The organism is Comamonas humi (assembly GCF_054782535.1).
Map to the genome: position 1 here is coordinate 143787 of NZ_BAAGSH010000024.1, position 24488 is coordinate 168274.

13 protein-coding genes are annotated in these 24488 nt (G+C 68.9%); 10 read left to right on the forward strand and 3 right to left on the reverse strand.

What is annotated here, in order from left to right:
• Positions 1-15: 15 nt before the first annotated feature.
• From ACYVKR_RS23450 to pbpC, 4 genes are all read left to right on the forward strand, one after another.
• A complete protein-coding gene (locus ACYVKR_RS23450; protein WP_460483579.1) occupies positions 16-1002 on the forward strand; it encodes a Bug family tripartite tricarboxylate transporter substrate binding protein in 987 nt (328 codons plus the stop codon).
• A gap of 399 nt (positions 1003-1401) precedes the next feature.
• Complete coding sequence (locus ACYVKR_RS23455; RefSeq protein ID WP_460483397.1) at positions 1402-7371, forward strand: alpha-2-macroglobulin family protein; 5970 nt, start codon at positions 1402-1404, stop codon at positions 7369-7371.
• A 64-nt stretch (positions 7372-7435) separates the two neighbouring features.
• On the forward strand, positions 7436-7891 hold the full coding sequence (locus ACYVKR_RS23460; protein WP_460483398.1) for a hypothetical protein: 456 nt from the start codon (positions 7436-7438) through the stop codon (positions 7889-7891).
• On the forward strand, positions 7888-10098 hold the full coding sequence (gene pbpC, locus ACYVKR_RS23465) for a penicillin-binding protein 1C (protein ID WP_460483399.1): 2211 nt from the start codon (positions 7888-7890) through the stop codon (positions 10096-10098). Before ACYVKR_RS23460 ends, pbpC begins: the two co-directional genes overlap by 4 nt.
• Positions 10099-10123: 25 nt before the next feature.
• Here pbpC and ACYVKR_RS23470 read toward each other — a convergent pair whose 3' ends face one another.
• Together ACYVKR_RS23470 and ACYVKR_RS23475 are read right to left on the reverse strand one after the other, a co-directional pair.
• On the reverse strand, positions 10124-11929 hold the full coding sequence (locus tag ACYVKR_RS23470) for a CshA/CshB family fibrillar adhesin-related protein (RefSeq protein WP_460483400.1): 1806 nt from the start codon (positions 11927-11929) through the stop codon (positions 10124-10126).
• Between the two features lie 327 nt (positions 11930-12256).
• Positions 12257-13504 (reverse strand): lytic murein transglycosylase, encoded by a 1248-nt coding sequence (locus tag ACYVKR_RS23475; protein WP_460483401.1) that lies wholly within the window; start codon positions 13502-13504, stop codon positions 12257-12259.
• A gap of 307 nt (positions 13505-13811) precedes the next feature.
• Between ACYVKR_RS23475 and xdhA the strand changes: the two genes are divergently transcribed.
• The 3 genes from xdhA (at position 13812) to ACYVKR_RS23490 (ending at position 19275) form a co-directional block, all read left to right on the forward strand.
• On the forward strand, positions 13812-15425 hold the full coding sequence (gene xdhA, locus ACYVKR_RS23480) for a xanthine dehydrogenase small subunit (RefSeq protein ID WP_460483402.1): 1614 nt from the start codon (positions 13812-13814) through the stop codon (positions 15423-15425).
• 12 nt (positions 15426-15437) lie between these two features.
• Positions 15438-17864: a xanthine dehydrogenase molybdopterin binding subunit gene (gene xdhB, locus ACYVKR_RS23485; RefSeq protein WP_460483403.1), complete on the forward strand. Its 2427-nt coding sequence runs from the start codon at positions 15438-15440 to the stop codon at positions 17862-17864.
• Between the two features lie 109 nt (positions 17865-17973).
• Positions 17974-19275 (forward strand): NCS2 family permease, encoded by a 1302-nt coding sequence (locus tag ACYVKR_RS23490; protein ID WP_460483404.1) that lies wholly within the window; start codon positions 17974-17976, stop codon positions 19273-19275.
• 109 nt (positions 19276-19384) lie between these two features.
• On the opposite strand, the gene ACYVKR_RS23495 is transcribed toward ACYVKR_RS23490, so the two are convergent.
• A complete protein-coding gene (locus ACYVKR_RS23495; protein WP_460483405.1) occupies positions 19385-21046 on the reverse strand; it encodes an L-lactate permease in 1662 nt (553 codons plus the stop codon).
• 291 nt (positions 21047-21337) lie between these two features.
• Here ACYVKR_RS23495 and ACYVKR_RS23500 point away from each other — a divergent pair, with 291 nt between their 5' ends.
• The 3 genes from ACYVKR_RS23500 to ACYVKR_RS23510 all read left to right on the forward strand — a co-directional run bounded on the left by ACYVKR_RS23500 (position 21338) and on the right by ACYVKR_RS23510 (position 24310).
• Positions 21338-22510 (forward strand): alpha-hydroxy acid oxidase, encoded by a 1173-nt coding sequence (locus ACYVKR_RS23500; RefSeq protein WP_460483406.1) that lies wholly within the window; start codon positions 21338-21340, stop codon positions 22508-22510.
• 121 nt (positions 22511-22631) lie between these two features.
• Complete coding sequence (locus tag ACYVKR_RS23505; RefSeq protein ID WP_460483407.1) at positions 22632-23015, forward strand: VOC family protein; 384 nt, start codon at positions 22632-22634, stop codon at positions 23013-23015.
• A gap of 149 nt (positions 23016-23164) precedes the next feature.
• Positions 23165-24310 (forward strand): YidB family protein, encoded by a 1146-nt coding sequence (locus ACYVKR_RS23510; RefSeq protein WP_460483408.1) that lies wholly within the window; start codon positions 23165-23167, stop codon positions 24308-24310.
• The last annotated feature ends 178 nt before the right edge of the window (positions 24311-24488 follow it).

Sequence of the window (24488 nt, forward strand, 5' to 3'; positions counted from 1 at the left end):
CGCCGCACCACCATGATGCCGATCCACCGCCGACACTTCTCCTTCCAACTGCTGGCAGCGGCGCTGGCCGGCGCGGGCATGCAGCCCAGCCATGCCGCGGCCTACAACAAGGGCAAGCCCGTGCGGCTGCTGGTGGGCTTTCCGCCCGGCGGCGGCACCGACGCCATCGCCCGCCTGCTGGCCGAGAAGATGAAGGACACGCTGGGCACGCCGGTGGTGGTGGAGAACCGGCCCGGCGCCGGTGGGCAGATCGCCGCGCAGCAGCTCAAGGCCTCGCCGCTGGACGGCTCGACCTTCTTCGTCACGCACGACCACACCATCTCCATCCTGCCGCATGTGGTGAAGAACCCCGGCTTCGATCCGCGCACCGACTTCGTGCCGGTGGCGGGCTTCGCCAGCTTCGTCAATGCGCTGGCGGTGTCGCCCAGCACGGGCGCGAAGTCGTTCGACGAGTACGTGCAGTGGGTGCGCCGCCAGGGCGGCAAGAGCGCCGTGGGCATTCCCGCGCCGGCCTCGACGCCCGAGTTCCTGGTGCAGCTGCTGGGCAAGCGCTACGAGCTGGACCTGGTGGCCGCGCCCTACCGCGGCAGCGCGCCCATGCTGGCCGACGTGATGGCGGGCCAGATCCCGGCCGGTGTCGGCTCGGTGCAGGACTTCATCGAAACCCACCGCGCCGGCAAGCTGCGCGTGGTGGCCACGCTGGGCGGCAAGCGCCAGGCGGCGCTGCCCGACGTGCCGACCTTCGGTGAGCTGGGGCTCAAGGGCTTCGAGGACATGCCGTACTACGGCGTCTACGCGCCCGCGGGCACGCCGGCGGTGATGGTGCACGAGGTGTCGCAGGCCGTGGCCAAGGCCGTGGCCCAGCCGGATGTGCACAGCCAGCTCGTGGCCATGGGGCTGACGGTGGGCTACATGACGCCGGAGCAGCTCGCGGCGCGCGAGAAGGCCTATACCGATGTGTGGGTGAAGATCATTCAGGACAGCGGGTTCAAGCCGCAGTGAACGGGTGTTTTTTGACCGTGGCCGAGCAACGCGATGGCCCGTTGGGTTGGCCCACCCCTTCTGGCTGCGCCTGGGGCGTGGCGTTTGCGGGGTGGGCATGCGCGTCGGAGCGCGCATGCTTCGTTATCTGACTCGCCGCGGTTGTCCGAACGGAGCGCCTTCGGCGCGAAGAGAGTTCTGCGGCGCACCCCGCAAACGTCACGGCACAGGTTGCCCCAACGCTAAAGCGTTGGGGTCGCAGACAGCAGGGGCGCCTTCTTTGCTTCCTTTCTTGTGCGGACAAGAAAGGAAGTCGCCCGCCGGGGCGAAATCCCGGCCTCTGTCCCCAAGAAATCAAGCAAAATCACACTCCAGCGCTTATCCAGCAAGCGCAGACAGCTATCTTTTCAGGAGAGCACCATGAGCCAACAATGGCGCAGCGGGAGAGGAACGATCATCGCGGGGGCCGTGGCCCTGGCTGCGCTGCAGGCGCAGGCCACCTCCATCGCCCGGGTCACGCCGCAGGGCGAGGTGGCCCAGGTGCGGCAGGTGGTCGTCCGGTTCGACGGCGATGCCGTGCGCTTCGGCGACCTGAGCCGGCCCGCGCCGGTCAAGGTGTCGTGCGACGACAAGGCCGTGATGCAGCACAGCACCAGCCGCTGGACCAGCTCGCGTGAGTGGGTGTTCGACTTCTTCCAGGACCTGCCGCCCGGCGTGAACTGCACCGTGGCCAAGGACGCCGGCTTCAAGGACCTGGCCGGCCAGGCGCTGCAGGGCGCGGCCAGCTATGCCTTCAACACCGGCGGGCCCTTCGTGGCATCGGTGCGCCCCGGCAGCTACGAGGACATCGACGAGGACCAGTTCTTCGGCCTGCGCTTCAACGGCGCGGTGGTGCCGGCCAGCGTCGAGAAGAACAGCTGGTGCGTGGTCGACGGCGTGGGCGAGCGCATGCCGGTGCGCCTGCTCACTGAGCAGGAAAGGCTCAGCGTCTTCGAAAAGCGCGAGCTGGACGCGCAGCCGGGGCGCTACGTGGCGCTGACCTGCAGCCGCCCGCTGCCTTCGGGCGCGCGCATGAAGCTGGTCATCGGCAAGGGCGTGACCACGCCCAGCGGCATGGCCGGCAAGACCGAGAAGCGCGTCGAATTCAACGTGCGCCCGGCCTTCACGGCCGAGTTCAACTGCGAGCGCGAGAACGCCCAGGCGGCCTGCCTGCCGATCCGGCCGATGACGCTGAACTTCAACGCGCCAGTGGCGCGCAAGCTGGCCGAGGGCATCCGGCTGGGCTCGACCAAGCCCTTCTTCGAGGAGGACGACAAGAGCGAGGAGGTGAGCACGATCACCTTCAAGCCGCCGTTCCCCGAGAAGGCCTCGTACCGCATCGAGCTGCCCTCGGGCCTGAAGGACGTGAGCGGGCGCTCGCTGTCGAATGCCGCCATGTTCCCGCTGAAGGTGGGCACCGGCGAGATGCCGCCGCTGGCCAAGTTCGCCGCCGCGCCGTTCGGCGTGGTCGAGCGCTTTGCCGAGGGCGAGAAGGGCCCGGCGATCATGCCGGTGACGCTGCGCAAGGTCGAGCCGCAGCTGCAGGTCAGCGGCCTGGCGCTGGCCGACAACGGCTCGGTCTCGTCGCTGCAGCTGCAGACCGACGCCGACATCATCCGCTGGTGGCGCAAGGTCAATGACTACCACGAGACTCGCGTGGAGCGCAAACAGGCCGCCAGGGACGTGAAGGGCCCGCTGCCGCGCGTGCTGGACGACTCGGACAAGGAGTGGGTGGCCTCGCGCCAGCTCTCGCTGCTGGGCGGCCAGCCGGGCGTGAAGACCCTGGACCTGCCCAAGCCCGACGGCAAGGACCCGCGCCCCTTCGAGGTGGTGGGCATCCCGCTGACCACGGGCTTCCATGTGCTGGAGATCGCTTCGCCGATGCTGGGCGAGGCGCTGCTGAACGAGCAGTACGGCGCCAAGCGCACCATGTACGTGCGCAGCTCGGCGCTGGTCACCAACCTGGGCGTGCACTTCAAGCTCGGCCGCGAGAATTCCATGGCCTGGGTGACCACGCTGGACAAGGGCAAGCCCGTGGCCGGCGCGCAGGTGCGCGTGTCGGGCTGCGACGGCACCACGCTGATGCAGGCCGTGACCGACAAGGACGGCGTGGCCCGCTTTGACGGCCTGTCGCCCGAAGGCGGCAATCGGTGCAACTACAACCGCGCCTACTTCGTGAGCGCCCGCGCCACGGTGAACGGCGCACCCGACATGGCCTTCGTGTGGACTGACTGGCAGCGCGGCATCGAGAGCTGGCGCTTCAACCTCGACCACAGCATGAGCGCCTCGCCCGACTACGTGGCGCACACGGTGCTGGACCGCAGCCTGCTGCGCGCCGGCGAGACGGTGTCGATGAAGCACTTCGTCCGCGCGCAGACCCGGGAGGGCCTGGGCAACGTGAAGGATGCCGACCTGCCCGACGAGGTGACGGTGACGCACCTGGGCAGCAGCGACGAATACTCGCTGCCGGTGAAGTGGCAGCGCCAGGCCAACGGCAGCTTCTCCGGCGTGTCGGAGTTCAAGATTCCGCCCGCGGCCAAGCTCGGCACCTACCAGATCGTCCTCAAGGGCCTGGGCGAGCGCAGTGGCCGCCAGGCGACCAGCGACTTCCGCGTCGAGGAATTCCGCCTGCCGGTGTTCACCGGCCGCGTGGCCGCCGCCAGCCCGGCGCCGCTGGTGCAGCCCAAGGATCTGGCGGCCAGCGTGCAGCTGTCCTACGTGTCCGGCGGCGCCGCGGCCAACCTGCCGGTGCAGGTCTCGGCCATGGTGCAGTCCAAGTACCTGGAGTTCGCCGACTACAGCGACTACTCGTTCGCGCCGCCGCAAAGGCGTGGCGGCGGCTCCGCCGAGGACGAGGCGCCCGAGGTGGCCACCGGCAACGACCGCCGCATCGTGGCCGACAAGCTGGCGCTGACGCTCGACGGCAACGGCAGCGGCAAGGTGGCGCTGGGCGAGCTGCCGGCATCGCCCGCCGCGCAGGACCTGGTGATCGAGGCGAATTTTTCCGACCCCAACGGCGAGGTGCAGACGCTGTCGAGCCGCAGCACGCTGTGGCCCGCGGCCGTGGTGGCCGGCATCAAGGCCGAGAGCTGGGCCTCGGCCGGCAAGAAGCTGAGCTACCAGGCGCTGGCGCTGTCCACCGACGGCAAGCCCGCCGCCGGCGTGCCGCTGGAGGTGCGCGCCGTCGCGCGCATCACCACCTCGGTGCGCAAGCGCATGGTGGGCGGCTTCTACAGCTACGACAACCAGCAGGAGACCAAGGACCTGGGCGTGGTCTGCTCCGGCAAGACCGATGCGCGCGGCCTGCTGCTGTGCGAATCGCAGTTCAAGCAGGACGGCGAGGTGCAGCTCATCGCGCAGGTCAAGGACGACAAGGGCCGCATGGCGCAAGCCGCCACCTCGGTCTGGGTCACCAAGCAGGGCGAGCTGTGGTTCGGCGGCCAGGACCATGACCGCATGGACCTGCTGCCCGAGAAGAAGTCGTACAAGGCCGGCGAGACCGCGCGCTTCCAGGTGCGCATGCCGTTCCGCCATGCGACCGCGCTGCTCACGGTGGAGCGCGAGGGCATCATCGCCGCGCGCGTGGTCGACGTCGAGGGCAGCGACCCGACGGTGAGCCTGAAGATCGAGGACGGCTGGGGCCCGAACGTGTACGTGAGCGTGCTCGCGCTGCGCGGCCGCCTGGTCGAGGTGCCGTGGTACAGCTTCTTCACCTGGGGCTACAAGTCGCCGCGCGAGTGGTGGACCTCCTTCTGGTACGACGGCAAGGAGTACGTGGCGCCCACGGCGCTGGTCGACCTGTCCAAGCCCGCCTACCGCCTGGGCGTGGCCGAGATCCGTGTCGGCATCCAGGAGCGGCAGCTCGCCGTGAGTGTGAAGGCTGACCAGGACAGCTACCAGGTGCGCGGCAAGGCCAAGGTGCGCATCGAAGCCAAGCTGCCCGACGGCAAGCCTGCCGCCGGCGCCCAGGTGGCGCTGGCCGCCGTGGACCAGGCGCTGCTCGAGCTGCGCCCCAACACCACCTGGAACCTGCTCGAGGCCATGTACCAGAAGCGCGCCTGGGGCGTGGAGAACTCCACCGCGCAGATGGAGATCATCGGCCGGCGCCACTACGGCCGCAAGGCCGTGGCCGCGGGCGGCGGCGGGGGCCTGGGCCAGACGCGCGAGCTGCTCGACACGCTGCTGCTGTGGCGCCCGAATGTGCAGCTCGACGCTAACGGCCAGGCCGAGGTCGAGGTGCCGCTCAACGATGCGCTCACCAGCTTCAAGATCGTGGCCGTGGCCGACAGCGGCCTGTCGCTGTTCGGCACCGGCAGCACCAGCATCCGCACCACGCAGGACCTGCAGATCATCAGCGGCCTGCCGCCGCTGGTGCGGGAGGGCGATCAGTTCGAGGCGCAGCTCACGCTGCGCAACACAACCAGCAAAGCCATGCGTGTCAAGGTATCGCTTTCCTCCGCGCAACTTCCCACAGAACTGAGCACTGTCAATTTGTTCAGTCCGGTTGAGGTCGGAGCCAAGACAGTGGAGATTCCCGCTGGCGAATCCCAACTGGTGTCGTGGCCCGTCACCGCTCCGCAGAGCCTGATCGCGGCGCGCTCCGGCGAAGTGTTGTGGACGCTGTCCGCCAAGGACGAGAACAGCGGCGCCAGCGATGCGCTCAAGGTCAGCCAGCGCATCGTGCCGGCCGTGCCGGTGACGGTGCGCCAGGCCACGCTGGTGCAGCTCGACGGCAGCTACGAGCTGCCGGTCGAGATCCCCGCCACGGCCCAGCCCGGGCGCGGTGGCATCGCCATGTCGCTGATGCCCAAGCTGGCCGAGGGCCTGCCCGGCGTGCGCGACTGGTGGGGCCGCTATCCCTACGCCTGCCTGGAGCAGCAGTTCAGCAAGGCCATAGGCCTCGGCGACGGCGCGATGTGGAAGGGCCTGATGGAGCGCCTGCCCACCTATCTGGACGACGACGGCCTGGCCTACTACTTCCCGCCATCGGGCGGCCGCCGCAGCAACGGCAGCGACACGCTGACCGCCTACCTGCTCACGGCCGGCGCCGAGATGCGCAAGCTCGACCCGGCCTACGCGGTGCCGGCCGAGTCGCTCGAGCGCATGAGCGCGGGCCTGGCCAAGTTCGTGCAGGGCAAGATCGAGCGCAAGTTCTGGAGCCCGCGCCCCGACCTCGACGTGCGCAAGATCGCCGCCATCCACGCGCTGGCGCACTACGGCAAGGCCACGCCGGCCATGCTGTCGAGCATCACCCTCGCGCCGAACCAGTGGCCGACGCACGCGGTGATCGACTGGCTGTCCATCCTCAAACTGATGAAGGACGTGGAGGGGCGCGCCCAGCGCCTGGAAGAGGCCAGCCAGATCCTGCGCGGCCGCCTGTCCTACCAGGGCACCAAGCTGATATTCAGCACCGAGAAGGACGACTACTGGTGGTGGCTGATGCAGAGCGGCGACGTGAACACCGCCCGCCTGATGCTGACGGTGATGGAGGACCCGGCCTGGAAGGAAGACATGCCGCGCCTGGCCAACGGCTTCATCGCCCGCCAGCAAAGCGGTGCCTGGCACACCACCACGGCCAACCTGTGGGGTGCGATCGCGCTGCAGCGCTTCTCGCGCGTGTTCGAGTCCGTGCCTGTCACCGGCACCACCCAGGCCAGCCTGGCGGGCAAGACGGCCGAGGTGGACTGGAGCAAGGTCGTGAAGAAGGCCGAGCAGCCGGACCAGCCCAAGCCCCACACCCGAACCTTCACCGGCGCGCCCACGGCGGCCAGCAACTGGCTGAACAACACCATGCTGCTGCCTTGGCCCACGGGCCCCGGCAGCCTCAAGGTGCAGCAGAGCGGCACCGGCAAGCCCTGGCTCACGGTGCAGTCGCTGGCGGCCGTGCCGCTGGCGGCGCCGGTGGCCGCGGGCTACCAGATCAAGAAGACCGTGACGCCGGTGGAGCAGGCCAGCAAGGGCCAGTACACGCGCGGCGACGTGCTGCGCGTGACGCTGGAGGTCAACGCCAGCGCCGACATGACCTGGGTGGCCATCACCGATCCCGTGCCCACCGGCGCCACCATCCTGGGCGGCGGCCTGGGCCGCGACTCGGCCATCGCCACCGAGGCCCGGGGCGGCGGCGAGAAGCGCGAGGGCTGGGGCTGGCCCGCTTTCGAGGAGCGCAGCTTCGAGGCCTACCGCAGCTACTACGAGTACCTGCCCAAGGGCACGGTCAAGATGGAGTACACGGTGCGCCTGAACAGCGTGGGCGAGTTCAGCCTGCCGCCGAGCCGCGTCGAGGCGCTGTATGCACCCGAGATGTTCGGCGAGCTGCCGAACGCCAAGGTCAAGGTGCAGGCCGCGAAGTGATGGCTCGGGAGGCGAGGGCCGTTGCGGCGGCCCTTGCTCCGGTGCCATCCAGGAGGTGTGGATCATGAAAGAAGCGCTCGAACGACTGGCCATGAAACTGGACCTGGAGGCGCCTGGGCAGGAGCACCTGCGGCTGGCCTTCGGCCATGCCTGCGCGCTGCGCGTGCAGCACCTGCTCGAAGAACCGGCGGTCATCGACTGCCTGCAGGGCCTGGGCCGCTACCTCGATGGCGCCATCGACCATGCGCAGCTCGACACGCTGGCGGCGCAGGCCGCCGCATTGGCCAACCACCACCCGGGCTCCAAGTCCATCGACGGCGTGGGCCATGCGGCGGTGTCGGCCACCTACGCCGTGGCCAACGCGCTCGCGGGCAAGGCCCTGCGCGCGGCCGACTATGCGGCCTACGCGGCGGTCTACGGCCAGGGCGGCTACGGGGCCGTCGCCGAGCGCGAATCCTTTCTGCCGGAGTTTGCCTGGCAGGCCGAAAAGCTGGCCGCGCTGGCGGCCGCCCAGCTATGAACCAGCGGCGTTTCGCGGGGATCGTGGTGGTGGGGCTGCTGGTGCTGGCGCCCTCGGCGCAGGCCGTGCCGCGCTTCGACGAGGTGAGGGCCGATTTCCGCTCGTCCGAAACCCTGGTGCTGTCGCGCGAGGGCGAGGTGCTGCAGCGCGTGCGCACCGACCGCAGCGTGCGGCGTGGCGAATGGGTGGCTTTGCCGCAGGTGTCGGCGGCGCTGCGCACGGCCCTGGTGCTGAGCGAGGACAAACGCTTCTACGAGCACAGCGGCGTGGACTGGGCGGCAGCGGGCGCCGCGGCCTGGGGCAACCTGTGGAACCAGCGCACGCGCGGCGCCAGCACCATCACCATGCAACTCGCGGGCCTGCTCGACGGCGACTGGCGCCAGGGCCCCGGCGGGCGCAGCGTGGTGCAGAAGGCCGGCCAGGCGGTGGCGGCCCAGGTGCTGGACCGGCGCTGGAGCAAGACACAGATCCTGGAAGCCTATTTGAACCTGGTGCCATTCCGCGGCGAGCTGGTCGGCATCGATGCGCTGTCGCGCACGCTGTTCGACAAGGCGCCGCACGGGCTGGACGCGCGCGAGGCCGCGGTGGCTGCGGCGCTGATCCGCGCGCCCAATGCCTCGCCCGCGCAGGTGGGGCGGCGCGCCTGCGGCGTGCTCAAGGACATGCAGCCCGCGCAGCCGGTGGACTGCGACACCGTGGCCTTCTTCACCGAGGCTGCGTTGAAGCAGCGCGCCTTCGACGCCAGCGAGGGCGTGGCGCCGCACTACAGCCGCATGGCCCTGCGCAATGCGCCGGCCAATGCCGCCAGCGTGCGCACCACGCCTGAACACGCGGTCAGCGTGGTCACCACACTGAGTGCGCCGCTGCAGCGCTTTGCGGTGCAGACGCTGGAGCAGCAGCTGCGCGAGCTGCGCCGCCACCAGGTGCAGGACGGCGCCCTGGTGGTGCTCGACAACGCCAGCGGCCAGGTGCTGGCCTGGGTGGGATCGTCCGGCGATCTGAGCCAGGCGCAGGAAGTGGACGGCGTGCTCGCGCCGCGCCAGCCCGGCTCCACGCTCAAGCCCTTCTTGTACGGCCGTGCCATCGCGCAGCGGCGGCTCACGGCGGCCTCGCTGGTCGAGGACTCGGCGGCGCTCATTCCCACGGCCAGCGGCCTGTACATCCCGCAGAACTACGACCGCAGCTTCAAGGGCTGGGTGTCGGTGCGCACGGCGCTGGGCGCATCGCTCAACGTGCCGGCGGTGCGCACGCTGGTGATGGTGGGCGTGGACGACTTCTTCCGCCAGCTGCAGCAATTCGGCATGCCCATGCGCGAAAGCGGCAGCTACTTCGGCTACAGCCTGGCGCTGGGCAGTCCCGAGATTCCGCTGCTGCAATTGACCAACGGCTACCGCGCGCTGGCCAACGGCGGGCGCTACAGCCCGGTGGCCACCACCGCCGGCAATGCGGCGCCCAGCTTCACCCAGGTGCTGGATGCGCGCGCGGCCTTTGTCGTGGGCGACATCCTGTCGGACCGCAGCGCGCGCGTGCGCACCTTCGGCATGGACAGCGTGCTCGGCACGCGCTCGTGGACGGCGGTGAAGACCGGCACCAGCAAGGACATGCGCGACAACTGGGCCATTGGCTGGTCCGACCGCTACACCGTCGGCGTCTGGGTCGGCAACGCCAGCGGCGCGCCCATGCACGACGTGAGCGGCACCAGCGGCGCCGCGCCGGTGTGGGCGGCGCTGATGGGCTTTCTGCACCAGGGCCGTGCCAGCCGCGCGCCGCGCCCGCCGGAGGGCTTGGTGCAGGCGGCCGTGCGCTACGGCCCCGCGCCGGCGGGCCAGGTGGGCACCGGCAACCCGCTGGAGGCGGCGCGCAGCGAATGGTTTCTGCGTGGCACCGAGCAGCCACTGTTCGCACTGGACGCTGCAGCCAACGGCGCGGACGAACGCCGGACCGGGCAGGGCGCAGGCCGGATCATGGCGCCAGCCAGCGGCACCATCATCGCGCTGGACCCGGACATTCCGCCCGCCCGCCAGCGCCTGCAGTTCGCGGCCGACCGCGACGGCCTGCGCTGGCGCCTGGACGGCAAGGAGCTCGCCCAGGGCCGCCGCTGGGCCTGGCTGCCCTGGCCGGGCCGGCATCGCGTGCAGCTGGTGGATGCGGCTGGGCAGGTGCAGGACGAAGTGCGGATCGAGGTGCGCGGGGCGGGTGTGCGCTAGGACTGGCCATCTCCCGCGCTTATTGTTAACCGACCTTGTGCCATGCTGGCCGTGAAGCCAGCGCCAACAACGCACCCAGCAGCACCAGCATCCAGCGCGCATCCACCGGCACGGGCGCCGGCTGCTGGGGCGGGGTTCCGCTGCCGGGCGGTGCATCCACCTGGGTCGTCGCGCTGCCGCAGCTCGTGGCCGGTGCGCAGGCGGCGCCCGGCGCCGGCGGGTTGGTGCCGCCTGCAGGATCGGTGGACGCGTAGTTCGTGATCGACCCCGCGGCCCCGGGGGCCTTGGCGTTGACCGTGAATGCTGCCGCGCCGTTCGCCGCACCCGCCGCCAGCGGGCTGGCAAGCGTCACCGTGCAGTTCAGCTCCGCACCCGCCGCGCTCGGCAGCATACCGCAGGCCACGCTCGCCACATTGGCGCCGGGCACCACACTGTCGGCCGTCACGCCGGCGGGCAGCGCATCCTTCACCGTCAGCGTCGTCCCGCTGGCGGTCTGGCCGCTGTTGCCCAGGCCGATGGTGTAGGCCAGGCTGCCGCCCGCCGAGGCCGTTGCCGGGCCGGACTTGGCGAGCGTGATGTTCGCCGGCGGCGGGTTGGCGGTGTTGGTCAGGCCGCAAACGATGAGGTCGCCGGCGGCCGGTGTCAGGCTATACGAAGTGCCGTTCGGCGCGGGCAAGCCCGGGCCGGAAGGCAGGGACGTGGTGCTGCCGCTGCGCGCGTTGCTGCAGCTCAGGCTGGGCAGGTAGCTGGTGAAGGGCGAGGCACTGCCCGCCGCCATGGCCTCGGACAGCGTCAGTGCGGCGCCGGGCAGCACGGTGGCGCTGACCGTGCCGTTGGCAACCGTGGCGGCGGTGCCCGTGGTGGTCGCGGCAGCCAGCGGCGCCGCGTCGGCGCTGTAGGCGGCGCCCAGGTCAAACTGGTCCGCATCGTTCACCCGCGTCCCGCCGAGGGATTTCGACAGGCTCACGCTCGCCATCACGAGGCCGAAGCCGAAGGCCTGGGCCGAGGTGCCCGTCAGCGTGCCGGCGGTGGCGGTCAGGGTCAGGCTGCTGGGGCTGGCGGTGCTGATGACCAGCGAGCCGTTGTTCTGGTTGGCGGTGCCGGTCCAGTTCACCGTGGGGCTGCCGATGCCGGCCAGCGTTTCGGAAGGCGCCGCCCCGTTGGTGGCGTTCAGCAGTTCGAGCTGCTGCCAGGCGCCGCCATTGGTGGTGAACTGCAGGGTCTCGGGCGTGAAGGCCGAGGTGGCGGAACAGGTGACGCAGAGGCCGGTGGTCTCGGTGTCGGTGGCAAAGAGCGTGAAAGGCATGGCGGTGCTCTTCGAGTCCACCACCTGGATGCCTGTCAGCGCCAGGGTGTAGCCGCCCTTGGCGCCGTGGATGAAAGGCAGCCCCGGGATGCCGCTGTAGGCGCCGCCGGCGGCATTGCCGATCACCGCACTGGGGATCAGCGGCGGCGCCTTGGCCGCCAGCTGGCCGGTCGCGCCCGAGGCATAGGTTCTTTTCAGGTTGAAGCTCAGCGTGGAGCCGTCGGGAAGGCCGAAGCTGAAGTTCTGGCCCGCAGCGCTCCCCGCTGTGGTATCGCTGTACCCCGTCATATCGAGCCAGAGCAGGTTCTTCGCATAGGCACCGGTGCCGGCGGTTGCGGCAGGCGCGACGCTGTTGGCCCAGGCACCGCCTGCCAGCGTGACCGCTGCCAGCAGCAGGGCTGGCCTGGCCCGAAGGGAGCGCCGCGCGCCGGATGTCCTGCTGCCCGTCGAGGCAGGACTGGCGACTGGCCCCGGCCGCGCAGCACCCAGCCGCCAGCCACCCCTGAGTTTGGTTATCGTGGTCATCTTTAAGGATTTTTATCAAAAAAAGTATTTTGATAGTAATCAATAGAGATGCAGAATCAAACGTAGATGAATAATTTTCACGAATACGCCGGGAGTCAGTCGCCCAACGACCACCGCCCGCCATGCCCCGCTGCGTGGGGAGCATAGGGAGCACATATGCAAAAAAGTGAGCTGCTGGCGCTTGATATGCAATGGATTCAAATAGAAAACCACTTGAAATCAACGCATAAAAAGCGCTAGTAGCTCACTTTTCAGAAGCGCGGCTAGCAACGCAATGGCCAGCCGGGGCAAGGCCCGGCCTCTGCCCTCAAAGAGCGATAGACAGCCTTACTGCACCTTCCCCGCCGTCAACGCCTTCAACAGCTTCTGCCCTGCCCGCCCATCGGCCTTCATGCCGCGCTTGCCTTGCTCGGCCTTGATGGCCTCGCGCGTCTTGGCGCCGATCAGGCCGTCGGGCTCGCCGATGTCGTGGCCCTGGGCGATCAGCGCCTGCTGCAGTTCCTTGTTCTGCGCACGCGACAGGCCCGGGTCGTCGGTGGGCCAGGGCGTGGCGAAGCCCACCTGGGTCTGCGCCGGGTCGGCCACCAGGTTCGACAGCTGGGCGATGGCCAGCGCGTAGTTCTCCGAGGCGTTGTAGCTGTACAGCGCGTCGAAATTGCGCCCCACCAGGAAGGCCGGGCCGCCGGCGGCCGGGATCATCAGGCCGGCGCTGGGCAGGCTGTCGGGCAGCGGCCGGCCGCCTACCAGGGTCACGCCCGCGGCGCGCCACTGCGCGATGGGCTGCTTGTTCTTGCGGCCGGCGTCCGAGGTGTCGAAGCCCGGCGGCAGCTTCACCTCGAAGCCCCAGGGCTGGCCCGGGCGCCAGCCGGCGTTCTTCAGGAAGGTGGCGGTGGAGGCCAGCGCGTCGGGCACGCTGTCCACGATGTCGCGGCGGCCGTCGCCGTCGAAGTCCACCGCACTGCGGAAGAAGGTGGACGGCATGAACTGCGTCTGCCCGAAGGCGCCGGCCCACGAGCCGGTGAGCTTGCTCTCGGCGATGTGGCCTTCCTGCAGGATGCGCAGCGCGCTGGCGAACTCGCCGCGGAAGTACGCCTGGCGCCGGCCGAAGCACGACAGCGTGGCCAGCGACTGCACCAGCGGCCGTCCGCCCAGGTTCTGGCCGAAATTGCTCTCCACGCCCCACACGCCGACGACGATGGCCGGCGGCACGCCGGTGGCGGTCTCGATCCGGTCCAGCGTGTCCTTCCACTTGGCATAGCCCGCGCGGCCGTCGGCCACGCGCTGCTCGTCCACCAGCATGGCCAGGTAGTCCCACGGTGGCATGGTGAATTCGGGCTGGCGATTGAGCAGCGGCAGCACCGTGGCATCGGGCTGCAGCGTGCCGGTGTACTGCTGGAAGGTGGCCGGCGTGATCGCGGCATAGGCCTTGGTGCCGCGCAGCTCCTGCAGGCAGGACTGGAAGGCGGCGCTGCTGAGCTGCGGCGGCTCCTGCGGATCGGACGATTGCGCGTGGGCGGCGCCCATGGCGAGCAGCGCGGCGGCGCCCAGGAAGCGGTAGTGGCGGTGGTAGTGCATGGGCTGCAATATACCGCAGGCGGGTTTGGATAAAAATTGGCTTCTAAGGCAGGTGGATCAAGCGCAAGCAGCTATGAAATTGATAGACTGCTGCCGACCGCGCGCCGGAGGGCGCCGGCGCGCCGCCCGGGCCGTGTCTCAGGGCATTCCCCAGGTACCGGTAGCGCCGGTTTTCTGCGGGTTTACCCTGGAAAATCAAGCAGGTATATGCGACCCCGCATAGGGTTTATGGATGCGGGTATATATCCCCTATGGTGGCTAGGCACTAACCTCGGAAGCATTCCCCACGATCATGGTTTCCATTGGTATGAACACGACTTCCACAACCCAGCCCATCCGCTTCTTCCACCGCGGCCAGGTGGTCGATGTCAGCGGCGTGCATCCGACCCGCTCGGTGCTCGACTGGCTGCGCGAGGACGCGCACTGCACCGGCACCAAGGAAGGCTGCAACGAGGGCGATTGCGGCGCCTGCACCGTGGTGATAGCCGAGCTGGCCGAGGAGGGCGCGCCGGACGCCGTCGGCGGTCTGCGCCTGCAGACCGTCAACGCCTGCATCCAGTTCCTGCCCACGCTGCACGGCAAGGCGCTGTTCACCGTGGAAGACCTCAAGCGCCAATGCGGCAGCGGCCAGGCCTGCGCCTCCGCCGGCCAGGGCCACGATCACGGCCACGGTCCCAAGACCGTGCCGCTGCACCCGGTGCAGCAGGCCATGGTGGACTGCCACGGCTCGCAGTGCGGCTTCTGCACGCCGGGCTTCGTGATGTCGCTGTGGTCCACCTACGAGCACCACCAGGCCGCCGGCACCCAGCCCACGCGCCAGCAGCTGGCCGATGACCTCTCGGGCAACCTGTGCCGCTGCACCGGCTACCGCCCCATCCTCGACGCCGGCCAGCGCATGTTCGACCTGCCGGCCGCACGCCTCGATACCGCGCCGGTGGTGGCCGCGCTGCAGGGGCTGCAGGGCGGGCCGGCGCTCGACTACACGGCGCAGCAAGGCCAGCGCACCGACCATTTCCATGCCCCGCGCACGCTGGCCGAGCTGGCCGCGCTGCGCGAGGCCAAGCCTCAGGCGCGCGTGGTGGCGGGCTCCACCGACGTGGGCCTGTGGGTGAACAAGATGTTCCGCGACCTGGGCGACATCATCTACGTGGGCGACGTGGCCGACATGAAGGCGGTCGAGGTGCGCGGCGACGAGCTGTACATCGGCGCCGGCGCCTCGCTCGAAGCCGCCTGGCAGGCGCTGACGGCGCGCGTGCCCGCGCTCACCGACGTGTGGCTGCGCTTTGCCTCGCGCCCCATCCGCAATGCCGGCACCATGGGCGGCAACGTGGCCAACGGCTCGCCCATCGGCGACTCGCCGCCGGTGCTGATGGCGCTCGATGCGCAGATCGAGCTGCGCAAGGGCGCGCGCGTGCGCCGCATGCCGCTGCCCGAGTTCTACCTCGACTACATGAAGAACCAGATGGAGCCGGGCGAGTTCGTCCAGGGCCTGTCGATGCCGCTGGCGGCTCTGTCCGCACCCGGCCTGCACGTGCGCGCCTACAAGATCAGCAAGCGCTTCGACTGCGACATCTCGGCGCTGTGCGCCGGCCTGGCGGTGGAGCTGGACGGCGAGGTGGTCAAGGCCGCGCGCCTGGCCTTCGGCGGCATGGCCGCGACCGTCAAGCGCGCCGCGCAGGCCGAGGCCGCCATCGTGGGCCAGCGCTGGACGCAGGACACCGTGAAGGCCGCGCAGGCCGCGCTGGCGCAGGACTTCAAGCCCATGACCGACATGCGCGCCAGCGCCGACTACCGCCTGAAGGTGGCGCAGAACCTGCTGCAGCGCCTGTGGCTGGAAACCCGCGCCAACGACCCGCTGCCGGTGGATGCCACCAGCGTTTTCAGCGTGATGCCGCACGTGACCGCACAGGCCGCAGCGTAAGGAGCAAGCAACATGAACCAAGCCATCAACCCTGCGCTGCTGCAACAGACCGACGCGGCCGAGGCCTTTGCCGACTACACCCAGAACACCGCCTCGCGCATCGACACCGGCGCCGAGGACGCGGCCCACCGCGGCGGCGCCCGCGTGGGCATCAGCCGCCCGCACGAATCCGCCCACCTGCACGTGGCCGGCGAGGCCACCTATGTGGACGACCTGCCCGAGCTCAACGGCACGCTGCACTGCGCGCTGGGCCTGTCGCCGGTGGCGGCCGGCCGCCTCACCGCGCTGTCGCTCGATGCCATCCGCGCCATGCCGGGCGTGGTGGCAGTGCTCACCGCCGCCGACATCCCGGGCGCGAACGACTGCGGCTCCATCATCCACGACGACCCCATCCTCTGCGACGGCGAGATCCGCTACGTGGGCCAGCCGATGTTCGCGGTGATCGCCGAGACGCGCGCCGAAGCCCGCCGCGCCGCCGCGCAGGCCAAGGCCGCCGCGACCATCGAGGCCGCCGAGCCGGTGCTCACGCCGCAGCAGGCCCATGCCCGCGGCCAGTACGTGCTGCCGCCCATGCACCTGAACCGCGCCACCAACGGCGGCGCCCGCGCCGCCATCGACAGCGCGCCGCATCGCTTGAAGAGCTCGCTCGACGTGGGCGGCCAGGAGCAGTTCTACCTCGAAGGCCAGATCAGCTACGCCATCCCCAAGGAGGGCGGGGCCATGCACGTGCATTGCTCCACCCAGCACCCCAGCGAGATGCAGCACCTGGTGGCGCATGCGCTGGGCCTGCACGCCCACGCGGTGCACGTCGAGTGCCGCCGCATGGGTGGCGGCTTCGGCGGCAAGGAGTCGCAGTCGGGGCTGTTCGCCTGCGTGGCGGCCGTGGCGGCCAACCAGCTGCAGCGCCCCGTCAAGCTGCGCCTGGACCGCGACGACGACTTCATGATCACCGGCCGGCGCCACTGCTTCTGGTACGAGTACGAGGTGGGCTACGACGACGAGGGCCGCATCCTCGGCGCCGAGATCACCATGGTGTCGCGTGCCGGGCACTCGGCCGACCTGTCGGGCCCGGTGATGACGCGGGCGCTGTGCCACTTCGACAACACCTACTGGCTGCCCGACGTGTCCATGCACGGCTTCTGCGGCAAGACCAACACGCAGAGCAACACGGCCTTCCGCGGCTTCGGCGGCCCGCAGGGCGCGATCGCGGTCGAGAACATCATCGAGACCGTGGCCAAGGCCCTGGGCCGCGACGCGCTGGACGTGCGCCGCGCCAACTTCTACGGCATGGCCGAGCGCAACGTCACGCCCTATGGCCAGAAGGTGACCGACAACGTGATCCACGAGCTGGTGGAAGAGCTGGAGCGCACCAGCGACTACCGCGCCCGCCGCGCGGCGATCGCCGCCTTCAACGCCACCAGCCCGGTGCTCAAGCGCGGCCTGGCGCTGGCGCCGCTCAAGTTCGGCATCTCGTTCAACGTGGCGCACTTCAACCAGGCCGGCGCGCTGGTCCATGTGTACAGCGACGGCTCCATCCTGGTGAACCACGGCGGCACCGAGATGGGCCAGGGCCTGAACACCAAGGTCGCCCAGGTGGTGGCGCATGAGCTGGGCGTGGGCTTCGAGAGCGTGCGCGTCACCGCGACCGACACGACCAAGGTGGCCAACACCTCGGCCACGGCGGCATCGACCGGCGCCGACCTGAACGGCAAGGCCGCGCAGGACGCCGCGCGCCAGGTGCGCGAGCGCCTGGCCGAGTGCGCCGCCAAGCGCCACGGCGGCAATGCCGCCGACGTGCGCTTCGCCAACGACCAGATCCAGGTCAACGGCAAGGCGCTGCCCTTTGCCCAGGTGGTGCGCGAGGCCTACGTGGACCGCGTGCAGCTGTGGTCCGACGGCTTCTACGCCACGCCCGGCCTGCACTGGGACGGCGCCACCATGCAGGGCCATCCGTTCTACTACTTCGCCTACGGCGCTGCGGTGAGCGAGGTGGTGGTCGACACGCTGACCGGCGAGTGGAAGCTGCTGCGCGCCGACGTGCTGCAGGATGCGGGCCAGTCGCTGAACCCGGCCGTGGACATCGGCCAGGTCGAGGGCGCCTTCATCCAGGGCATGGGCTGGCTGACGATGGAGGAACTCGTCTGGCATCCCACGAACGGCAAGCTCATGACGCATGCGCCCAGCACCTACAAGATCCCGACGGCCAACGACTGCCCGCCGGTGTTCAACGTGCGCCTGTTCGACGGCCGCAATGCCGAGGACTCGATCCACCGCAGCAAGGCCGTGGGCGAGCCGCCGCTGCTGCTGCCGTTCTCGGTGTTCTTTGCGATCCGCGACGCGGTGTCGGCCGTGGGCGAGCACCGCCAGAGCGTGCCGCTGCGTGCCCCGGCGACCAGCGAGGCCATCCTGAACGCCATCGAGGCCGTGCAGGGCGCCTGAGCCAACCGGTTTCCTTTTTTCTTGATGGCTTCGCACATGGGGTGCGAGGCCGATTTCTGGCGCGTTTTCCACCGTTGCGCCGCCCAGTGAAAACAACACGGAGACTACTATGAACTGGACCGAACGGGTGTTCAAGCTCAGCGAGCACAACACCAACATACGCACGGAGCTGATTGCAGGCCTGACCACCTTCCTGACGATGGCCTACATCATCTTTGTCAACCCGTCGATCCTCGGCGACGCCGGCATGCCCAAGGGCTCGGTGTTCGTGGCCACCTGCCTGGTGGCCGCGCTGGGCTCCACCATCATGGCGCTGTATGCCAACTACCCGATCGCGCTGGCGCCGGGCATGGGCCTGAACGCCTACTTCGCCTACGTGGTGGTGCTGCACATGGGCTTCACCTGGCAGGCGGCGCTGGGCGCGGTGTTCGTCTCGGGCTGTTTGTTCATGCTGGTGACCATCTTCCGGGTGCGCGAGCTCATCATCCAGGGCATACCGCAGTCGATACGCGTGTCCATCACCGTCGGCATCGGCCTGTTCCTGGCGCTGATCGCGCTCAAGAGCGCCGGCGTCGTCGCCAAGTCGGACGCCACCTTCGTGACGCTGGGCGACCTGCATTCGGTGCCGGTGGTGCTGGCATCGCTGGGCTTCCTGCTGATCGTGACGCTGGACCGCCTGAAGGTGCCGGGCGCCATCCTGATCGGCATCCTGGCCGTGACCATCGGCTCCTTCATCTGGGGCGGCAACGAGTTCAAGGGCGTGTTCTCGGCGCCCCCGTCCATCGAGCCGACCTTCCTGCAACTCGACATCAAGGCCGCGCTGACCGGCGGCATCCTGAACGTGATCCTGGTGTTCTTCCTGGTAGAGCTGTTCGACGCCACCGGCACGCTGATGGGCGTGGCCAAGCGCGCCGGCCTGCTGGTGCCGGGCAAGATGGAGCGCCTGAACCGCTCGCTGCTGGCCGACAGCTCGGCCATCTTTGCCGGCTCGCTGCTGGGCACGTCCAGCACCACCGCCTATGTCGAGAGCGCCGCAGGCGTGCAGGCTGGTGGCCGCACCGGCCTGACCGCGCTGACCGTGGCCGTGCTCTTCCTGGCCTGTTTGTTCATCGCCCCGCTGGCAGGCGTCGTGCCGGCCTATGCCACCGCACCCGCGCTGCTGTTCGTGGCCTGCCTGATGCTCAGGGAGCTGACCGAGATCGACTGGAACGAGACCACCGAGGCGATCCCCGCCGTCATCACCGCGCTGATGATGCCTTTCACCTACTCCATCGCCAACGGCCTGGCCTTCGGCTTCATCACCTACGCTGCCATCAAGCTGCTGACCGGCCGCGTGAAGGAAGTGCACTGGATGGTGTGGGTGATCGGCGGGGTGTTCCTGTTCAAGTTCATCTACATCGGCGGTCACTGAGATTGCTTCCATAAAGATAGCTGCTGGCGCTTGTTGGACAAGCGCTGTAGCCCAAAAAAGCAAAAACCCGAGGCTTCGCAGCCTCGGGTTTTTTATGGGGCGATGGCGTTCAGTGCACGACCATCATGGTGAACGGCCAGACATAGGCCTGCATGGTCACGTACAGGCCCACCAGGCAGGCCAGCGCGATGGAGTGGAAGAACACGTAGCGCAGGATGTCGCCTTCATGGTCGAACCAGCGCGTGGCGGTGGAGGCCACGACGATGGACTGGGCGTCGATCATCTTGCCCATCACGCCGCCCGAGCTGTTGGCCGCGCCCATCAGGTTGCCCGACAGGCCGAGCTGCTCGGCCGCCACCTTCTGCATGCCGCCGAAGAGCACGTTCGACGCGGTGTCGGAGCCGGTCAGCGCCACGCCCAGCCAGCCCATCAGCGTGCCGAAGAAGGGGTAGAGCACGCCGGTGTTGGCAAAGGCCAGGCCCAGCGTGGTGTCGGTGCCCGAGTAGCGGGTCAGGGTGCCCAGCGCCAGCATCAGCACGATGGTCAGCAGCGAGTACTTGACCAGCCACAGCGTCTTGAAGAAGGTGCGCACGATGGCGACGGGGTTGTACTTCATCACGAAGGCGCTGACGATGGCCGACAGCAGGATGCCGGTGCCGGTGGCCGACAGCAGGTTCAGCGTGTAGACCGCGCCCTCCTTGGTGGGCTTGGGCACCACGGGCGGCATCTTCTCGATCAGGTTGTGCAGGCCGCCCATGGGGAAGGCCGGCGCGAACAGGCTGTTGAGCCAGGCCTTGACCGGCGGCAGGCCCCAGATGAACACGAACACCGACAGGATGACCCAGGGCGTCCACGCGGCGATCAGTGCCTGCCTGCTGTGGCGCACCACGGGCTGTGGCGGCTTGGTTTCGTGGGCGCTGGGATCATGGCCGCGCAGCGACGGCGAGGTCCAGACCTTCTTGGGCTGCCATACGCGCAGGAAGCCCACCAGGCAGGCCATCGACACGATGGCGGCGATGATGTCCACCAGCTCCGGCCCGATGAAGTTCGACACCAGGAACTGCGGGATGGCGAAGGACAGGCCGGTCACCAGGATGGCGGGCCAGATCTCCATCATGCCCTTGCGCCCGGCAAAGGCCCAGATCAGCCAGAACGGCACCAGCAGCGAGAAGAAGGGCAGCTGGCGGCCCACCATGGCGGTGACTTCCATCACGTCGTAGCCGTGCACCTTGGCCAGCGTGATGATGGGCGTGCCCAGTGCGCCGAAGGCCACCGGCGCGGTGTTCGCGATCAGCGACAGGCCCGAGGCGGCCAGCGGCGAGAAGCCCAGGCCGATCAGGATGGCGGCCGTCACCGCCACCGGCGTGCCGAAGCCGGCCGCGCCTTCGAAGAAGGCGCCAAAGCAGAAGGCGATCAGCAGCAGCTGGATGCGCCGGTCCTCGGTGATGCCCGACAGCGAATCCTGCAGCACCTTGAAGCTGCCGTTCTGCTCGGTCAGCTGGTGCAAGAAGATGATGTTCAGCACGATCCAGCCGATGGGCAGCAGGCCCGTGAGCCCGCCCAGCACGGCCGCGCGGCCCGCCATGTCGGCCGGCATGCCGTAGGCGAAGACGGCTACCAGCAGCGCGGCGACGAGGCCCATGCCGGCGGCGATGTGCGCCTTGATGTGGAAGAAGCCCAGGGCCGCCAGCATCACCACGACCGGGATGGCGGCCAGCAGTGTTGATATCAGCATGTTGCCGAGCGGGTCATATATCTGTTGCCAAACCATAGGCCTCTCCTTGTGGGATTGAAAAAATCAAAGGTGGTGGATCATGGCAAAGGTTGCCCTCATCAACGGCCTGCGGAAAACCCTAGGGTGTGGCGCGCCCGACGCTTGCGTGCTCACTTTTTCATAGTATTTCAGCGTGAAGCCATTGGGCCTGCGGGGCGGATGTAATAATTTTCAACGGGCCGCGCAATACATTCAACCTGCGTTGCCAGCCCCTGGGTAGCATGTCATGCTGCGCGGGCCGCTTGGCCTGTGCCATCCCCCCCAACCAGCCATAGCAAGGGTGTGCGAGTGACCGATCTTTCCAAAATGACCTGCATCGAAGACCTGCGCGTGGTCGCCGAGCGCCGCGTGCCGCGCATGTTCTACGACTACGCCGATTCCGGCGCGTGGACCGAGGGCACCTACCGCGCCAACGAGGCCGACTTCCAGGCCATCAAGCTGCGCCAGCGCGTGGCGGTCAACATGGAAGGCCGCAGCACCGCCACCGCCATGGTGGGCCAGCAAGCGAAGATGCCGGTGTCCATCGCGCCGGTGGGCCTCACGGGCATGCAGCATGCGGACGGCGAGATCCACGCCGCGCGCGCGGCCGAGAAGTTCGGCATCCCGTTCACGCTGTCGACCATGAGCATCTGCTCCATCGAGGACATTGCCGAGCACACCACGGCGCCGTTCTGGTTCCAGCTCTACATGATGCGCGACCGCGACGCGATGGCCCGCATGATCCAGCGAGCCAAGGACGCCAAGTGCAGCGCGCTGGTGCTCACGCTCGACCTGCAGGTGATCGGCCAGCGCCACAAGGACATCAAGAACGGCCTCACCGCGCCGCCCCGGCCCACGCTGAAGAACATCATCAATCTGATGACCAAGCCGCAGTGGTGCCTGGGCATGGCGGGCACGCAGCGCCGCACCTTCCGCAACCTCGTGGGCCATGTGAAGGGCGTGTCGGACATGAACTCGCTCGCCGCCTGGACCAACGAGCAGTTCGACCCGCGCCTGTCATGGGCCGACGTGGACTGGGTCAAGCAGCAGTGGGGCGGCAAGCTCATCCTGAAGGGCATCATGGAGGTGGAGGACGCGGTGCTGGCCGCGCAGCACGGCGCCGACGCCATCGTGGTCAGCAACCACGGCGGCCGCCAGCTCGACGGCGCGCCCTCGTCCATCGAGGCGCTGCCGGCCATCGTCGATGCCGTGGGCGACAAGCTCGAAGTGTGGATGGACGGCGGCATCCGCAGCGGGCAGGACGTGCTCAAGGCCTGGGCCCTGGGCGCGCGCGGCACCATGATCGGCCGCTCCATGGTCTATGGCCTGGGCGCCTTCGGCGAGGCCGGCGTGACGCGGGCGCTGCAGATCATCCACAAGGAGCTGGACGTGACCATGGCCTTCTGCGGCCACACCAGTATCCAGACCGTGGACCGCTCCATCCTGCGGCCGGGCACTTATCCCACGGCTCCTGTTGCTTGATGTACTCTCTTTTTTTGATAGCGGCTAGCGCTTGCTCATCAATGGGTTTAGATTAATTTATATCTGAAATCAAGGTGTAGAAAGCGCAAGCAGCTCCTTTTTTGATAGTGGAAGGCCCGCCATGATCGACCACACCGGCATCCATGTGAGCGACCTGGCCCGCAGCCGGCGCTTCTATACCGCGGCGCTGGCGCCGTTGGGCATGGTCGAGCGCAGCGTGCGGGACGACGCGGTGGGCTACAGCGCGCAGCAGCCCGCGCCGCTGGACGACCCGGCCGGCGCCTTCTGGATCGCGGCGGCGCCGCTGATGGAGCCGCGCGTGCACCTCGCCTTCCGCGCCAAGAACCGTGCGCAGGTCGATGCCTTCCACCGCGCGGCCCTGCAGGCCGGCGGCACCGACCACGGCGCGCCCGGCCTGCGGCCGCACTACCACGCCCGCTACTACGCGGCCTTCGTGCTCGACCCCGACGGCTACAACATCGAGGCGGTCTGCCACCAGGGGTGAGCACGCGCCGGCGAAAGTTTTGCCGGTTTTGCTGAATATTGTTGTCATATCGAGGCGATTTGGCGGCGGTATAGGGCATCTGTCCTACATTTTTTTGCCACAAGCGCTTTCTACACTGGCTCTTCTGATCCAAGAACCGGAGGAAGCCAATGTTTGATGCGCTGATCCAAGACGTCGAGAACCGCCTGGGCCTGCAGGGCAAGGGGAGGGAACTGGTCCAGATGGTGCTGGCCTACATGGCCGATCCCACCTCGGGCGGCGTGGCCGGGTTCCTCGAAAAATTCCGCGCCGCCGGCCTGGGCTCGGTGGTGCAGAGCTGGCTCGGCGCCACCGTCGAACCCGAATCGCCCACGCCATCCCAGCTCGAATCGGTGCTGGGCTCGGCCGGCGGCCTGATCCCGTCGCTGGTCTCGCGCCTGAACCTGTCGCGCGAAACCGTGACCTCCGCGCTGGCCTTCGTGGTGCCGCAGCTGATCTCGCGGCTCACGCCGTCGGGGGCGGTGCCCACCGTGCTGCCGGCAGAGGCGACCGCGCTGATCGGCGACGGCGCGCTGCTGGGCGGTGCTGCATCCGCACTGGGTGCTGGCGCCGCTGCCGCCGCACCTGCCGTGCCGGTCCCGCCCGCCGTTCCGTTGCCTCCGGCCGTGCCGGTGCCGCCGCCGGCCTCGGGCGGCGGCCTGGGCAAGTGGCTGCCCTGGGCCATCGTGGCCGCGGTGGTGCTGGGCGGCCTGGCCTATTGCGGCAAGAAGCCTAGCGGCGGCGACACACCGCCCGCCGCATCGACCGCACCGGCGCCCGAAGCGCCCAAGGCATCGATCGGACCCTCATCCTCGTCGCCGCCCGCAGCGGCACCGGCTCCTGCCCCTGAACCCGTTCCGGCCGCAGCGCCAGCACCGGCACCCGCCGCTGGTGCCGCCGATGCCGGCCAGGCTGCGCCGCAGGGCGCTGCCGTGGTGGCCGCGGTGGCGCATGAGATCCCGATGCTGCAGGTGTTCTTCGACTCGGGCAAGACCGAGGTGGCAGCCGAGTTCGCCGACAAGTCCAAGGCGCTGGTGGCCTACCTGCAGTCGCATGGCGATGCGAAGGCGGTGGTGTCGGGCTTCAACGATCCCACGGGCGATCCGGCCAAGAATGCCGAGCTGTCCAAGCAGCGCGCCCAGGCCGTGCAGGCCGCGCTGGTATCCGCTGGCGCAGCGCAGGCGCAGACCGTGCTGGAAAAGCCGGCCGATGCCACGGCCGGTGCTGGCTCCGATGCCGCGGCCCGCCGCGTGGACGTGACCGTGCGGTCGCAGTAAGCGCAGCACTTCCAGCCACAGCGGCTGCCAGGGTCCCGAGGGGCGCTGGCAGCCTTTTTTGTGCCTTGCTGCTGTGTTGCTGCTGGTTGGCGCGACCTTCCTTCGCCAAATGCGGGTGCGGCGCAGCGGGGTTTTCGCATACGCTTGCGCTGGTTACAAGCAATCGAGCGGAAGCAAG

Coding starts and splice junctions, on each gene's coding strand:
- ACYVKR_RS23450 (WP_460483579.1), top strand. CDS start 16: ATGCCGATCCACCGCCGACACTTCTCCTTCCAACTGCTGGCAGCGGCG.
- ACYVKR_RS23455 (WP_460483397.1), top strand. CDS start 1,402: ATGAGCCAACAATGGCGCAGCGGGAGAGGAACGATCATCGCGGGGGCC.
- ACYVKR_RS23460 (WP_460483398.1), top strand. CDS start 7,436: ATGAAAGAAGCGCTCGAACGACTGGCCATGAAACTGGACCTGGAGGCG.
- pbpC (WP_460483399.1), top strand. CDS start 7,888: ATGAACCAGCGGCGTTTCGCGGGGATCGTGGTGGTGGGGCTGCTGGTG.
- ACYVKR_RS23470 (WP_460483400.1), bottom strand. CDS start 11,929: ATGACCACGATAACCAAACTCAGGGGTGGCTGGCGGCTGGGTGCTGCG.
- ACYVKR_RS23475 (WP_460483401.1), bottom strand. CDS start 13,504: ATGCACTACCACCGCCACTACCGCTTCCTGGGCGCCGCCGCGCTGCTC.
- xdhA (WP_460483402.1), top strand. CDS start 13,812: ATGAACACGACTTCCACAACCCAGCCCATCCGCTTCTTCCACCGCGGC.
- xdhB (WP_460483403.1), top strand. CDS start 15,438: ATGAACCAAGCCATCAACCCTGCGCTGCTGCAACAGACCGACGCGGCC.
- ACYVKR_RS23490 (WP_460483404.1), top strand. CDS start 17,974: ATGAACTGGACCGAACGGGTGTTCAAGCTCAGCGAGCACAACACCAAC.
- ACYVKR_RS23495 (WP_460483405.1), bottom strand. CDS start 21,046: ATGGTTTGGCAACAGATATATGACCCGCTCGGCAACATGCTGATATCA.
- ACYVKR_RS23505 (WP_460483407.1), top strand. CDS start 22,632: ATGATCGACCACACCGGCATCCATGTGAGCGACCTGGCCCGCAGCCGG.
- ACYVKR_RS23510 (WP_460483408.1), top strand. CDS start 23,165: ATGTTTGATGCGCTGATCCAAGACGTCGAGAACCGCCTGGGCCTGCAG.